This window comes from Streptococcus sp. 3167 (assembly GCF_013277175.1).
GTDB lineage: Bacteria > Bacillota > Bacilli > Lactobacillales > Streptococcaceae > Streptococcus > Streptococcus pseudopneumoniae.
Genome location: NZ_VMML01000097.1, coordinates 1 through 14,147 on the forward strand (window position 1 = coordinate 1; position 14,147 = coordinate 14,147).

The following is a 14,147-nucleotide window of genomic DNA, read 5'->3' on the forward strand; positions in this document are numbered from 1 at the left end:
CGGTTAGTTTCCTAGTTTGATCTTTGATTTTCATTGAGTATTAGTAATTCAGTTACTAACTCGTCAACTCTGATTTATCCAATAAAATTGAAAAGGATGGAAAAAAGGATAAATTTATGATATACTTTATTTTGAAGACCTTATTAGAAATCTTGAAAGAGTATTGAAAACTTAGAATGAGAAAAATTGTTATCAATGGTGGATTACCACTGCAAGGTGAAATCACTATTAGTGGTGCTAAAAATAGTGTCGTTGCCTTAATTCCAGCTATTATCTTGGCTGATGATGTGGTGACTTTGGATTGCGTTCCAGATATTTCGGATGTAGCCAGTCTTGTCGAAATCATGGAATTGATGGGAGCTACTGTTAAGCGTTATGACGATGTATTGGAGATTGACCCAAGAGGTGTTCAAAATATTCCAATGCCTTATGGTAAAATTAACAGTCTTCGTGCATCTTACTATTTTTATGGGAGCCTCTTAGGCCGTTTTGGTGAAGCGACAGTTGGTCTACCGGGAGGATGTGATCTTGGTCCTCGTCCGATTGACTTACACCTTAAGGCGTTTGAAGCTATGGGTGCCACTGCTAGCTACGAGGGAGATAACATGAAGTTATCTGCTAAAGATACAGGACTTCATGGTGCAAGTATTTACATGGATACGGTTAGTGTGGGAGCAACGATTAATACGATGATTGCTGCGGTTAAAGCAAATGGTCGTACTATTATTGAAAATGCAGCCCGTGAACCTGAGATTATTGATGTAGCTACTCTCTTGAATAATATGGGTGCCCATATCCGTGGGGCAGGAACTAATATCATCATTATTGATGGTGTTGAAAGATTACATGGAACCCGTCATCAGGTGATTCCAGACCGCATTGAAGCTGGAACATATATATCTTTAGCTGCTGCAGTTGGTAAAGGAATTCGTATAAATAATGTTCTTTACGAACACCTGGAAGGGTTTATTGCTAAGTTGGAAGAAATGGGAGTGAGAATGACTGTATCTGAAGACAGCATTTTTGTCGAGGAACAGTCTAATTTGAAAGCAATCAATATTAAGACAGCTCCTTACCCAGGCTTTGCAACTGATTTGCAACAACCGCTTACCCCTCTTTTACTAAGAGCGAATGGTCGTGGTACAATTGTCGATACGATTTACGAAAAACGTGTAAATCATGTTTTTGAACTAGCAAAGATGGATGCGGATATTTCGACAACAAATGGTCATATTTTGTACACGGGTGGACGTGATTTACGTGGGGCCAGTGTTAAAGCGACCGACTTAAGAGCTGGGGCTGCACTAGTCATTGCTGGGCTTATGGCTGAAGGTAAAACTGAAATTACCAATATCGAGTTTATCTTACGTGGTTATTCTGATATTATCGAAAAATTACGTAATTTAGGAGCGGATGTTAGACTTGTTGAGGATTAAACCGTAGAGGTGTTTATGAATATTTGGACCAAATTAGCAATGTTTTCTTTTTTTGAAACGGATCGCTTGTATTTGCGTCCTTTCTTTTTTAGTGATAGTCAGGACTTCCGCGAGATAGCTTCAAATCCAGAAAATCTTCAATTTATTTTCCCAACGCAGGCAAGTCTGGAAGAAAGTCAATATGCACTGGCCAATTACTTTATGAAGTCCCCTTTGGGAGTGTGGGCAATTTGTAACCAGAAAAATCAACAAATGATTGGTTCTATTAAATTTGAGAAGTTAGATGAAATCAAAAAAGAAGCTGAGCTTGGCTATTTTTTGAGAAAAGATGCTTGGTCGCAAGGATTTATGACAGAGGTTGTTAGAAAAATTTGTCAGCTTTCTTTTGAGGAATTTGGCTTAAAACAATTATCTATCATTACCCACCTTGAAAATGAAGCTAGCCAAAGAGTTGCTCTTAAGTCTGGATTTAGTTTGTTCCGTCAGTTTAAGGGAAGTGATCGTTACACAAGAAAAATGCGGGATTATCTTGAATTTCGGTATGTAAAAGGAGAGTTCAATGAGTAAGCATCAGGAAATTTTAAGCTATTTGGAGGAATTACCAGTAGGTAAAAGGGTCAGTGTTCGTAGCATTTCGAATCATCTAGGAGTTAGTGATGGAACAGCCTATCGGGCTATTAAAGAAGCTGAAAACCGTGGAATTGTGGAGACCCGTCCTAGAAGTGGAACAATTCGTGTTAAATCCCAGAAAGTTGCTATAGAGAGATTAACGTTTGCTGAAATTGCAGAAGTGACTTCTTCTGAGGTTCTGGCTGGGCAAGAAGGTTTAGAGAGAGAATTTAGTAAGTTTTCAATTGGTGCCATGACTGAACAAAATATCTTGTCTTACCTTCATGATGGGGGGCTCTTGATTGTCGGAGACCGAACCCGTATTCAGTTGCTAGCCTTGGAAAATGAAAATGCAGTTCTGGTTACAGGGGGATTTCAGGTTCATGATGATGTGCTTAAACTGGCCAATCAAAAAGGGATTCCTGTTCTAAGAAGTAAGCATGATACCTTTACCGTCGCGACCATGATCAATAAAGCCTTGTCAAATGTCCAAATCAAGACTGATATTCTGACAGTTGAGAAACTTTATCGCCCTAGTCATGAGTATGGTTTTCTGAGAGAGACAGATACAGTTAAAGATTATTTGGACTTGGTTCGTAAGAATCGTAGCAGCCGTTTCCCTGTTATCAATCAACATCAGGTCGTTGTTGGCGTTGTAACCATGAGAGACGCTGGTGATAAATCACCAAGCACGACAATTGATAAGGTTATGTCTCGTAGTCTATTTTTGGTTGGATTATCGACAAATATTGCCAATGTGAGTCAACGGATGATCGCAGAAGACTTTGAAATGGTACCAGTTGTTCGAAGCAATCAAACTTTGCTTGGCGTTGTGACGCGGCGAGATGTCATGGAGAAGATGAGTCGTTCCCAAGTTTCGGCTCTACCAACTTTTTCTGAGCAGATTGGACAAAAGCTCTCTTATCACCATGATGAAGTAGTCATTACAGTGGAACCCTTTATGCTAGAAAAAAATGGAGTTTTGGCTAATGGTGTATTGGCAGAAATTCTGACCCACATGACCCAAGATTTAGTTGTTAATAGTGGTCGCAATCTCATTATCGAGCAGATGCTGATCTACTTTTTGCAGGCTGTTCAGATAGATGATATATTGCGCATTCAGGCACGGATTATTCATCATACGAGACGGTCAGCTATAATTGATTACGATATTTATCATGGTCACCAGATTGTTTCAAAAGCAAATGTGACTGTTAAAATTAATTAGAAACTAGGAGAAAAGATGATAACATTAAAATCAGCTCGTGAAATCGAAGCTATGGACAAGGCTGGTGATTTTCTAGCAAGTATTCATATAGGCTTACGTGATTTGATTAAGCCAGGCGTAGATATGTGGGAAGTTGAAGAATATGTCCGCCGTCGTTGTAAAGAAGAAAATTTCCTTCCACTTCAGATTGGGGTTGACGGTGCCATGATGGACTATCCTTATGCTACCTGTTGCTCTCTTAATGATGAAGTAGCTCATGCTTTCCCTCGTCACTATATCTTGAAAGATGGTGATTTGCTCAAGGTTGACATGGTTTTGGGAGGTCCAATTGCTAAGTCTGATTTGAATGTCTCAAAATTAAACTTCAACAATGTTGAGCAAATGAAGAAATACACTCAGAGCTATTCTGGTGGTTTAGCAGACTCTTGTTGGGCTTATGCTGTAGGTACACCGTCCGAAGAAGTGAAAAACTTGATGGATGTAACTAAAGAAGCAATGTATAAGGGGATTGAGCAAGCTGTTATTGGGAACCGTATTGGTGATATTGGTGCAGCCATTCAAGAATACGCTGAAAGTCGTGGTTACGGTGTAGTGCGTGATTTGGTTGGTCATGGTGTTGGCCCAACCATGCACGAAGAACCAATGGTTCCTAACTATGGTATTGCTGGTCGTGGACTTCGTCTCCGTGAAGGAATGGTCTTGACTATTGAACCAATGATTAATACAGGTGACTGGGAAATCGATACAGATATGAAAACCGGTTGGGCGCATAAGACCATTGACGGTGGATTGTCATGTCAGTATGAACACCAATTTGTCATTACGAAAGATGGACCTGTTATCTTGACTAGCCAAGGTGAAGAAGGAACTTATTAATAAAAATTGAAAAGACTACTGGAAGTTTATTTTGATAAAAAATCCAGTAGATCTTTTCATAATAAAACGCATTGTATCAAGTGTTAGGGGCTGATATCATGCGTTTTTCTGACTTTAAGATTTTTTCCAACTCTGTTTGTAACCACATCATAACAGAGGGTCTAGGATTCAGGGCTCTCCTCCTATATACTATTAGTAAAGCAAAACTAGGGGAGAATATTTTAGTGTCGCAATCTATTGTTCCTGTAGAGGTTTTACGATATCGTTGTTTTGGTTTTAAAAAGAGAAATGGAATTCTGTTTAACGTTCGTATTGCCAATCTTAAATTTACCTTTTTTATATTGATGTATTGAGCTAGTTCATGAAAAAATTAAGTGAAAAAGTCGAGTGTTTTAGAAACCTACAGTGTAGTATTCTAGTTTCAATCCGCTATATTTTGCTACTCCCCGTAAAGTTTCTATTTTCCCTGATTTCTGATATAATAGAAATATTGACTTCAAGAGTAAGGAAGAGAAGATGAACGCATTATTAAATGGAATGAATGACCGTCAGGCTGAGGCGGTGCAAACGACAGAAGGTCCCTTGTTGATTATGGCGGGGGCTGGCTCTGGAAAGACCCGAGTTTTGACCCACCGTATCGCTTATTTAATCGATGAAAAGCTGGTCAATCCTTGGAATATCTTGGCTATTACCTTCACTAACAAGGCTGCGCGTGAGATGAAAGAGCGTGCTTATAGCCTTAATCCAGCTACTCAGGACTGTCTGATTGCGACCTTTCACTCCATGTGTGTGCGTATTCTGCGTCGCGATGCGGACCATATTGGTTACAATCGCAATTTTACTATTGTAGATCCAGGGGAGCAGCGAACTCTCATGAAACGCATTCTCAAGCAGTTGAACTTGGATCCTAAAAAATGGAATGAACGAACTATTTTGGGAACCATTTCCAATGCTAAGAATGATCTGATTGATGATGTAGCTTATGCTGCCCAAGCTGGCGATATGTATACGCAAATCGTGTCCCAGTGTTATACAGCTTATCAGAAAGAACTGCGTCAGTCGGAGTCGGTTGACTTTGATGATTTGATTATGCTGACCCTGCGTCTCTTTGATCAAAATCCTGATGTCTTGACCTACTATCAGCAGAAGTTTCAGTACATCCATGTTGATGAGTACCAAGATACCAACCACGCTCAGTATCAATTGGTCAAACTCTTGGCTTCACGCTTTAAAAATATCTGTGTGGTTGGGGATGCGGATCAGTCCATCTACGGTTGGCGTGGTGCTGATATGCAGAATATTTTGGATTTCGAGAAAGATTATCCCCAAGCCAAGGTTGTTTTGTTAGAAGAAAATTATCGCTCTACGAAGACTATTCTTCAAGCGGCCAACGAGGTCATTAAAAACAACAAAAACCGCCGTCCTAAGAATCTCTGGACCCAAAATGCTGATGGGGAACAAATCGTTTACTATCGTGCCAATGATGAACTAGATGAGGCTGTATTTGTAGCCAAAACCATCGATGAACTTGGTCGGAGTCAAAACTTCCTTCACAAGGATTTTGCAGTTCTCTATCGGACTAATGCGCAGTCCCGTACTATTGAGGAAGCCCTGCTCAAGTCAAACATTCCTTATACCATGGTTGGTGGAACCAAGTTCTACAGCCGTAAGGAAATCCGCGATATTATCGCTTATCTTAATCTTATTGCTAATTTGAGTGACAATATCAGTTTTGAGCGTATTATCAACGAACCAAAACGTGGAATTGGGCCAGGTACTGTTGAGAAAATTCGTGACTTTGCAAATATGCAAAACATGTCTATGCTAGATGCTTCAGCCAATATCATGTTGTCTGGTATCAAGGGTAAAGTAGCCCAATCTATCTGGGATTTTGCCAATATGATTCTGGATTTGCGGGAGCAACTGGACCAGTTAAGCATTACTGAGTTGGTTGAGGCCGTCCTAGAAAAAACAGGTTACGTCGATATTCTAAATGCTCAAGCGACTTTAGAAAGCAAGGCTCGGGTTGAAAATATTGAAGAGTTCCTTTCTGTGACGAAAAACTTTGATGACACCTCTGATGGGCCAGAAGAAGAAACTGGTTTGGATAAACTAAGTCGTTTCTTAAATGACTTGGCCTTGATTGCGGACACAGATTCAGGTAGTCAGGAGACATCAGAAGTGACCTTGATGACCCTGCATGCTGCCAAAGGTCTCGAGTTTCCAGTTGTCTTTTTGATTGGGATGGAAGAAAATGTCTTTCCACTTAGTCGTGCGGCTGAAGATCCAGATGAATTAGAAGAAGAGCGCCGTCTAGCCTATGTAGGTATCACGCGTGCAGAGAAAATCCTCTATCTAACAAATGCCAACTCGCGCCTGCTTTTTGGTCGTACCAACTACAACCGTCCCACTCGTTTTATTAACGAAATCAGCTCGGACTTACTTGAGTATCAAGGTCTGGCTCGTCCAGCAAATACAAGCTTTAAGGCATCTTATAGCAGTGGTGGGGTTGCCTTCGGTCAAGGTATGAGTCTTGCCCAGGCTCTTCAAGACCGTAAACGCAGTGCTGCCCCAAAATCTATCCAGTCAAGCGGTCTCCCATTTGGTCAATTTACAGCTGGAGCAAAATCAGCTTCTAGCGAGGCAAATTGGTTCATTGGTGACATTGCCCTCCACAAGAAGTGGGGAGAGGGAACTGTTGTGGAAGTTTCAGGTAGCGGTGCTACGCAGGAATTGAAAATCAATTTCCCAGAAGTAGGTTTGAAAAAACTTTTGGCTAGTGTGGCCCCAATTGAGAAAAAAATCTAATTTTTCATCCTTCTCACGAATAATAAAGTGAGGAGGATTTTTATGTACAGTATTTCATTCCAAGAAGATTCACTATTACCAAGAGAAAGACTGGCCAAGGAAGGAGTTGAAGCGCTCAGTAATCAAGAGTTGCTAGCTATTTTACTCAGGACAGGAACACGTCAAGCTAGCGTTTTTGAAATTGCCCAGAAAGTCTTGAGCAATCTTTCAAGCCTAACGGATTTGAAAAAAATGACCCTGCAGGAATTGCAGAGTCTGTCTGGTATCGGCCGTGTTAAGGCCATAGAATTACAAGCTATGATTGAACTGGGCCATCGTATTCACAAACACGAGACTCTTGAGATGGAAAGTATTCTCAGCAGTCAAAAGTTGGCCAAGAAGATGCAACAGGAATTGGGGGACAAAAAACAAGAGCACCTGGTGGCGCTCTATCTCAATACTCAAAATCAAATCATTCATCAACAGACCATTTTTATCGGTTCTGCAACTCGTAGTATCGCTGAGCCGCGAGAGATTCTTCACTATGCTATCAAGCATATGGCGACTTCACTCATCTTGGTCCACAATCACCCTTCGGGAGCGGTAGCGCCTAGCCGAAATGATGATCATGTCACTAAAATTGTTAAAGAAGCCTGCGACCTGATGGGGATTGTCCTCTTGGACCATTTGATTGTCTCACAATCTAGTTACTTTAGTTACCGTGAAAAGACAGATTTAATCTAAAGTTCATTAACAACATAGTCAAAGAGGTTTTTATCTTTGGGGCGATTTTCAAATAGAAATTCTGGGTGCCATTGGACACCGAGAAAGGCAACATCATCCGTACTCATGACAGCTTCAATAATACCATCTTTAGGATCATGAGCCGCAATCTTTAAATTTGGTGCTAAATCCTTGATACTCTGGTGATGGAAGGAGTTGATATGGGAGATTTCTCCATAGATTTCTCGGAGAACAGTATCAGGTTCTGTCACCAAGCGTTGAGTTGTGTACTCGGCAGAACAATTCTGCCAATGATCTTCGATATCTTGGTACAGAGTTCCGCCCATGGCAACGTTAAAAAGCTGAGTCCCACGACAGACGGAGAAAATAGGCTTTTTCTGTTTGATAGCTTCCTTGATGAGGGCTAGTTCGAATATATCTCTTTGAAGGTGGTAGTCATCGCTATCAATGGTTTTTGGTTCACCATAGAATTTTGGATCAACATTTTGCCCACCTGTCAAGATGAGCTTGTCAATCATACTGATATAGTGGCAGGCCATTTCTTGATCACCAATCGGTAGGATGATGGGAATCCCTCCAGCGTCTTTAACGCCTTCCACAAAGCCTTTTGCTGCGTAGCTCATCATGATGTCATCATCTGGATGAGTTTTTTCGTTTCCTGTTATCCCAATAACTGGTTTTTTCATAAAATGATTTTCGCTTTCTAATCCTCTTTTCGCATGAAGTAGAGGAGGGTTTGGAGTTCACTTGTCAAATCGACATACTGAACGACCACATCTTTTGGTAAATGCAGATGGACTGGTGAAAAACTAAGAATTCCTTTCACACCAGCATCTACCAAGAGATTAGCAACCTCTTGTGACTTAACACTGGGAACGGTCAGGATAGCAGTCTTGACATCGGCATCCTTGATTTTATCCTTGATTTGAGAAATTCCGTAAATGGGAATCCCGTCAGGAGTTTGGGTACCGACTTCAGGATGGTCATCCAGGTCAAATGCCATGATAATCTTCATCTTGTTACGCTCATGAAAGCGGTAGTGGAGAAGGGCATGGCCCATATTTCCAATACCAACCAGCATGACATTGGTAATAGAGTTATCATTGAGCAAATCGGCAAAAAATGTCATCAGTTTTTTGACATCATAGCCAAAACCACGACGACCAAGTTCACCAAAATAGGAAAAATCACGACGTACGGTCGCTGAATCAATACCGATAGCCTCTGCAATTTGTTTAGAGTTGGCACGTTCAATCTTTTCTGCATGAAATCTCTTAAAAATTCGATAGTAGAGAGAGAGTCTTTTCGCTGTAGCTTTTGGAATAGCAAACTGTTTATCTTTCACAAAATCACAACCTTTCTATTCTTCTATTTTATAGAAACATTGTGAAAAAATCAACAAAAACAAGAAAAAACTAAGAAAAATCTTAGTTTTGATGTAAAAAATCTGTATGTGATAGAAAACGGTAGAGGTCTCCGACCAGACCCTGATAAATTTTCTGGCTATTAAAAGTCAGAGAAGTTACATAAAGTGTATCTGGCAGGGTCACACATCCTGACAAAGCCAGCATGAGAGCTTCATAATCCTCATACTTGAGTGTACGCTCTACATGATAGCTGTCCTTATAGGTCAATTCAAACATATGGGACCTATCTTTCTGATTTTGTAAAGACACCACGTTCTACCAAGCTATCCATGAGGAAGTAGAATTTTTCCTGATGAATGTGGTGGTCTTCTGATTTGAAAATATCAACTAGACGAAGACCAAACTTGTCAGTGATATTGATTTTAGCCCCTGTAAGTTCCTTGTTAATGATGATTTTGAGTTGGAAGCCTTCACCGCTGTTTGGCACTTTTTCCAAAAGGCGAGTCAATTCATAGTTACCAACCTTAGTCTCAAAAAAGGTGTTATCTTTGAGGGTGAATTTTTTAACAGAAGGGCTAAGAGTGTAGTCGTAACGACAATTTTTTAACTGAATGGTTTTTTCAAATGCCATATGGCTAACCTCCGATAATTTCTTTTAAGGTTTTTGCGAGGGTTTGTAGGTCTTCAACAGTATTTTGTGGCGACAAACTGATACGAACGGATTCCTTCAAGCGTTCTGAATTTGCCCCGTACATGGCTTCAAGAACATGGCTGGATTGGACAATGCCTGCCGTACAGGCTGAGCCAGTAGAGATAGAAATTCCAGCCAAATCTAGCCGAAGGAGTAAAAGGTCATTTTTCTGATCAGGAAATCCAATATTGAGAACATAAGGGAGATGATGTTGTCCTCTATTCACGTAATACTGAATTCCTTCTAGCTCTGCAAGAAAGGCAGTTTCTAGATTTTGTACATGTTGGAAATGTTCTTCCTGTTTTTCTAGGTCTTCTTTTAGGGCTGCAACCATACCCACGATGGCAGCTAGATTTTCAGTTCCGGCTCGTTTTTTCTGTTCTTGGTCTCCGCCATGAAGATAGGAATCAAAATCCATGCTAGATGCGTAGAGAAAACCGATTCCCTTAGGACCATGGAACTTGTGGGCAGAAGCAGTGAGAAAATCAATGCCCAATTCTTCTGGGTGTATAGGGATTTTACCAATAGCCTGAACTGCATCGACATGATAGGCGGCTGGGTGTTGCTTGAGTATTTGGCCAATTTCAGCAATGGGCAGTAGGTTTCCAGTCTCATTATTGGCAAACATGGTAGAAACCAAAATCGTATCGTCACGTAAGGCCTCTTGAATTTGCTGGGCGGTGATTTCTTGATTTTCTGGCTGGATAATGGTTGCTTCAAACCCAAAGTGTTGAACCAAGTAATCAATTGTTTCAAGGACAGCATGGTGCTCAATAGCAGTTGTGATAATATGTTTTCCTTGTTCTTGGTGACGAAGGCAGTAACCAATGATAGCAGTATTGTTGCCTTCTGTCCCACCAGAAGTGAAAAAGATATGTTGAGGTTTTGTCCCCAGTAACTGAGCTAGCTCCTGACGGGCTTCTCGCAATAGTTTGCCAGCTTGACGACCATGAGCATGAATACTAGAAGGATTTCCATAGGTTTCTTGCATAACCTCGGTCATAGCTGAAATAGCAACTGCTGACATAGGAGTCGTTGCAGCATTGTCCAAATAAATCAAAGAATCACCTTATTTCTTTTTGTTGTAGGCAAAGAGTGGGCTGACTGGTTTTCTTTCGTGGATACGGACGATAGCATCACCAATTAACTCACTAGCAGTGATGTAGCATACGTTTTTAGGAGTTTTTTCTTTTGTTGCTACTGAATCAGTCACAAGAATTTCTTTAATATTAGTATTGTCAAGAAGTTCAGCAGCTCCTTCGACGAAGAGGCCGTGGCTAGAAACAGCATAAATTTCTGTAGCTCCTTCACGTTCAACGATTTTAGCAGCTTCAGAGAAGGTACGTCCTGTATTTAAAATATCATCAATCAAGATAGCTTTCTTACCTTCAACATCACCAATGATATAACCTTCGTTGCGAGTTGCATCGTCTTGAGGATAGTCGATAATGGCGATAGGAGCGTCAAGATATTCAGCCAAGCTACGCGCACGTTTGACACCTGAATTTTTAGGGCTAACGACAACAACATCTGAACCGAGTAGTCCCTTATCGCAGTAATGTTTTGCAAATAGGGGGACAGTGAAAAGATTATCCACTGGAATATCAAAGAAACCTTGAACCTGAACGGCATGCAAATCAAGAGTCAGGATACGATCAACCCCAGCCTTAACCAGCATATTGGCAACTAGTTTTGCTGTAAGTGGCTCACGAGGACAAGCAATGCGGTCTTGACGTGCATAGCCAAAATATGGAAGGACAACGTTGATACTGTGGGCACTTGCACGCACACAAGCGTCGACCATGATCAACAATTCCATTAGGTGGTTGTTGACAGGGAAACTTGTTGATTGGATGATGTAAACATCATAACCACGGACACTTTCTTCGATATTCACTTGGATTTCTCCGTCTGAAAATTGACGTGACGATAGTTTTCCAAGTGGGACACCAACAGCTTCAGCAATTTTCTGTGCAATCTCTTGGTTAGAGTTGAGTGCGAAAAGTTTCATGTTTTTTCTATCTGACATTATAGACCGTCCTCTGTAAACTTTTTAAATCCTAGTGATATTTATCTTACATATATGAACTAGAACCTGTGTATTTTTATCTTTTCTATTTTACCAAAAAATGGAGATTATTTCAGCTATTTTTCATGCTTTTGACAAATCGAACCAATTTTGAAGGAGCTTTTTGATAGGAAATCTGATTTTCCTCTAAAAATTGCTGGAAATCCTGTTTGCCTTGCTCATGATTTTCCACTTCAAGCTCTAATTCATAATCTGTCATATCAAAGTACTGACTTTCATCCAGTGCCATGAGGCCAATAGCTGTTTGCATTTCATAGCGAAGCGTTGTTAGACAACCAAGAACCTGCCATTCACTAGTTTGGATACCATGTTTCGCCAATTCATCCAATACTATCCCTTGAGGAAATTCTTTCTTGCTCAGATAGTTTTCAGCATCTTTTAGTTGCAATTTTTGGTTGTATTCCATGTTTCCAACACTCTGCGGGACTTTGAGTGTCAATTCTGCCCAGTCTTCAAAAGTTCGAATGCGCATAGCAACTTTCTTTTCTCGCAGCTCAAAATCAGGTGTGTCGATGTAGTAATTTTTTTGAAGAACAGGAGTGACACCTGTGAACTGGTCTTTTAGACGATCATACTCATCTTTTTTCAATAGTGTTTTCAATTCAATTTCTAAATGTTTCATTTTTCTTACCTTTTCTTTATCGTTGAAAGCGGATTATGGTATAAACTGCTCACGTCTTCCTAGTCCCTTGAAATCAGTGGGTTTCTAGCATGTCAACTAAAAGTGAATACGAGATTGAATACGGCATGACTTTTAGCTGGAGCGGATGAAATCCATGAGTTGATTGACGACTTCAAAACGTTGATTATCATTGATGTGGGTATACATATCAAGGGTGGTTTGGACATTGTTATGACCTAATCTGTCTGAAATGATTTTGGCTGTAACACCTGCTTCAAATAGGAGAGAAGCGTGTGTGTGCCTGAAACCGTGAGGAGTGATTTTTTTGACATCTTTATGTTCACAAAAGAATCTTCTAAGTCTCTCTTTAACAGCTGAAGGAGAAATCCATCCTCCGAAACTATTCGTAAAAATATAATTCGAATCATGTTTGTAAGGCACACTAGCCCGAAAATATTCTTTTATCTGCTGACGCTTCCAGAATTTCAATACATTCAGAGTTTCATCATCTAAGGTGATAACCCTCTTACTCCTTTTGGTTTTAGGATCCTGAACAGTTTGCTTGTCACCAATTACGACAGCCGTACGAGAAATATCCAATCGTTTATTTTCAAAATCAACATCTGACCAGATGAGTCCGATAGCTTCTCCAGTCCTCAAACCAGTAAAAGCTAGTAAGTGATAAAAGGTATACTCTACAGGCTTACAATCTACTCTGCAAACTTTAAGAAACTCCGTTAGTTCCTGCTTTGTATAATAGTTCTCCTTAGCCTTTAAAGGCTTGTTTTTAGGCTTGATAATCTTATCTAATGGATTTGACTTAATGATGTCAATAGAAGTGGCATATTTGAAAATACGGCTGATTACAGAGTAGTAATTGGCATATAGGATATAGCGATTACTTAACTGGATAGCAACCTTTTGACAATAAGCTACACTGATCTGCTGAATTTTCATATCTGTAAAATATGAGTCAATTATAATACGAAGTTTTTTCTTAACGTTCTGATAGGTTGTTGGTTTTACAGTACTTTTATAGCTATCAAGCCATAACTCAGCGACTTCAGCGAAAGTAGGGTTCTGAAAATCTTCATTGTTTGAAAAACCGTTCTCTTCAACATCTAAGAGAAGGTCACGTTCGGCAGCCTTTGCCTCTTTAATGGTTTTAAAACCACGTCGTGTTGTGCGTTTTTCTTTTCCAGTAGCAGGGTCTATGCCCAGATATGTTTGAAAGAGATATCTAGTCTCTCCTTTTTTTGTAATGTATTTTTTTATCATAAAAAGTCCTTTCTTTTCGATTGCTTGCCCGCATAGTTGAAAAGGTGTAGAACTTATGATAAACTATAGTTGTATTTTTTTATCATCCTTTCCATTGCTTGCTAGATGGAAAGTTAAATCCTCACACTCAAAGTTTGGCGATGGCGAGTGTGGGGATTTTTTGAGTTGTTTCCAAAATGGAAACAGTTGCTAGATAAAAAGAAAAGTAGTCGTATCAAATACGGCTACCATCACGTTATGGATCTAAAATCCAAACCTAAACTTTATGGAGCTAAACTCCTGATAGCTGTATTGTAATATAATTTTCAAAAAATATCAATTTTGCACAATAGACCTATGGGATGAGGTTGCTATTGGCGAATATGGGGGTGTTTTTGTTTATTTCAAGTATTTATAACTCAAAAAAGGGAAGTAACAATT

Annotated in this window: 14 protein-coding genes; 6 read left to right on the forward strand and 8 right to left on the reverse strand. The window is 40.0% G+C overall.

The features are described from left to right. The first annotated feature begins 176 nt into the window (after nt 1-176). The 6 genes from HT678_RS10840 to radC all read left to right on the forward strand — a co-directional run bounded on the left by HT678_RS10840 (nt 177) and on the right by radC (nt 7,680). On the forward strand, nt 177-1,436 hold the full coding sequence (locus HT678_RS10840) for a UDP-N-acetylglucosamine 1-carboxyvinyltransferase (protein WP_054366676.1): 1,260 nt from the start codon (nt 177-179) through the stop codon (nt 1,434-1,436). Between the two features lie 15 nt (nt 1,437-1,451). Continuing rightward, the gene (locus HT678_RS10845; RefSeq protein WP_016398012.1) at nt 1,452-2,003 is read left to right on the forward strand and encodes a GNAT family N-acetyltransferase; all 552 of its coding nucleotides are present in this window, start codon (nt 1,452-1,454) and stop codon (nt 2,001-2,003) included. After that, nucleotides 1,996-3,273, forward strand: coding sequence for a CBS-HotDog domain-containing transcription factor SpxR (gene spxR, locus HT678_RS10850; protein ID WP_000033830.1), 1,278 nt, complete (start codon nt 1,996-1,998; stop codon nt 3,271-3,273). Before HT678_RS10845 ends, spxR begins: the two co-directional genes overlap by 8 nt. Nucleotides 3,274-3,288: 15 nt before the next feature. Further along, nucleotides 3,289-4,149, forward strand: coding sequence for a methionyl aminopeptidase (locus HT678_RS10855; RefSeq protein ID WP_000631540.1), 861 nt, complete (start codon nt 3,289-3,291; stop codon nt 4,147-4,149). Between the two features lie 516 nt (nt 4,150-4,665). Further along, nucleotides 4,666-6,957 carry a DNA helicase PcrA gene (pcrA, locus tag HT678_RS10860; RefSeq protein ID WP_172925019.1) on the forward strand — a complete coding sequence of 764 codons (2,292 nt, stop codon included), beginning with the start codon at nt 4,666-4,668 and terminating at the stop codon, nt 6,955-6,957. 42 nt (nt 6,958-6,999) lie between these two features. After that, nucleotides 7,000-7,680 (forward strand): DNA repair protein RadC, encoded by a 681-nt coding sequence (gene radC, locus HT678_RS10865; protein ID WP_000286927.1) that lies wholly within the window; start codon nt 7,000-7,002, stop codon nt 7,678-7,680. Here radC and HT678_RS10870 read toward each other — a convergent pair. The 8 genes from HT678_RS10870 to HT678_RS10905 form a co-directional block, all read right to left on the reverse strand. Continuing rightward, nucleotides 7,677-8,366 carry a gamma-glutamyl-gamma-aminobutyrate hydrolase family protein gene (locus HT678_RS10870; protein WP_000743339.1) on the reverse strand — a complete coding sequence of 230 codons (690 nt, stop codon included), beginning with the start codon at nt 8,364-8,366 and terminating at the stop codon, nt 7,677-7,679. The two genes, radC and HT678_RS10870, sit on opposite strands and share 4 nt — an antisense overlap. Before the next feature lie 17 nt (nt 8,367-8,383). Next, nucleotides 8,384-9,025, reverse strand: a complete 642-nt coding sequence (locus HT678_RS10875; RefSeq protein WP_000653403.1) for a redox-sensing transcriptional repressor Rex — start codon at nt 9,023-9,025, stop codon at nt 8,384-8,386. A gap of 82 nt (nt 9,026-9,107) precedes the next feature. Beyond that, nucleotides 9,108-9,323 (reverse strand): DUF4649 family protein, encoded by a 216-nt coding sequence (locus HT678_RS10880; protein ID WP_000462493.1) that lies wholly within the window; start codon nt 9,321-9,323, stop codon nt 9,108-9,110. A 7-nt stretch (nt 9,324-9,330) separates the two neighbouring features. Next, the gene (locus HT678_RS10885) at nt 9,331-9,678 is read right to left on the reverse strand and encodes a DUF1831 domain-containing protein (RefSeq protein WP_000863540.1); all 348 of its coding nucleotides are present in this window, start codon (nt 9,676-9,678) and stop codon (nt 9,331-9,333) included. A 4-nt stretch (nt 9,679-9,682) separates the two neighbouring features. Next, the gene (locus tag HT678_RS10890; protein WP_050222844.1) at nt 9,683-10,798 is read right to left on the reverse strand and encodes a cysteine desulfurase family protein; all 1,116 of its coding nucleotides are present in this window, start codon (nt 10,796-10,798) and stop codon (nt 9,683-9,685) included. 9 nt (nt 10,799-10,807) lie between these two features. Beyond that, nucleotides 10,808-11,767, reverse strand: a complete 960-nt coding sequence (locus HT678_RS10895; RefSeq protein WP_001283810.1) for a ribose-phosphate diphosphokinase — start codon at nt 11,765-11,767, stop codon at nt 10,808-10,810. A 112-nt stretch (nt 11,768-11,879) separates the two neighbouring features. Further along, nucleotides 11,880-12,449 carry a CYTH domain-containing protein gene (locus tag HT678_RS10900; RefSeq protein ID WP_000681273.1) on the reverse strand — a complete coding sequence of 190 codons (570 nt, stop codon included), beginning with the start codon at nt 12,447-12,449 and terminating at the stop codon, nt 11,880-11,882. Nucleotides 12,450-12,581: 132 nt separating this feature from the next. Then, nucleotides 12,582-13,727 carry a site-specific integrase gene (locus HT678_RS10905; RefSeq protein ID WP_172925021.1) on the reverse strand — a complete coding sequence of 382 codons (1,146 nt, stop codon included), beginning with the start codon at nt 13,725-13,727 and terminating at the stop codon, nt 12,582-12,584. Nucleotides 13,728-14,147 lie beyond the last annotated feature (420 nt).

What these genes read in the sequence shown, in the direction of transcription:
- HT678_RS10840 (WP_054366676.1), top strand. Translation starts at nt 177, where the DNA reads ATGAGAAAAATTGTTATCAATGGTGGATTACCACTGCAAGGTGAAATC.
- HT678_RS10845 (WP_016398012.1), top strand. Translation starts at nt 1,452, where the DNA reads ATGAATATTTGGACCAAATTAGCAATGTTTTCTTTTTTTGAAACGGAT.
- spxR (WP_000033830.1), top strand. Translation starts at nt 1,996, where the DNA reads ATGAGTAAGCATCAGGAAATTTTAAGCTATTTGGAGGAATTACCAGTA.
- HT678_RS10855 (WP_000631540.1), top strand. Translation starts at nt 3,289, where the DNA reads ATGATAACATTAAAATCAGCTCGTGAAATCGAAGCTATGGACAAGGCT.
- pcrA (WP_172925019.1), top strand. Translation starts at nt 4,666, where the DNA reads ATGAACGCATTATTAAATGGAATGAATGACCGTCAGGCTGAGGCGGTG.
- radC (WP_000286927.1), top strand. Translation starts at nt 7,000, where the DNA reads ATGTACAGTATTTCATTCCAAGAAGATTCACTATTACCAAGAGAAAGA.
- HT678_RS10870 (WP_000743339.1), bottom strand. Translation starts at nt 8,366, where the DNA reads ATGAAAAAACCAGTTATTGGGATAACAGGAAACGAAAAAACTCATCCA.
- HT678_RS10880 (WP_000462493.1), bottom strand. Translation starts at nt 9,323, where the DNA reads ATGTTTGAATTGACCTATAAGGACAGCTATCATGTAGAGCGTACACTC.
- HT678_RS10885 (WP_000863540.1), bottom strand. Translation starts at nt 9,678, where the DNA reads ATGGCATTTGAAAAAACCATTCAGTTAAAAAATTGTCGTTACGACTAC.
- HT678_RS10895 (WP_001283810.1), bottom strand. Translation starts at nt 11,767, where the DNA reads ATGTCAGATAGAAAAAACATGAAACTTTTCGCACTCAACTCTAACCAA.
- HT678_RS10900 (WP_000681273.1), bottom strand. Translation starts at nt 12,449, where the DNA reads ATGAAACATTTAGAAATTGAATTGAAAACACTATTGAAAAAAGATGAG.
- HT678_RS10905 (WP_172925021.1), bottom strand. Translation starts at nt 13,727, where the DNA reads ATGATAAAAAAATACATTACAAAAAAAGGAGAGACTAGATATCTCTTT.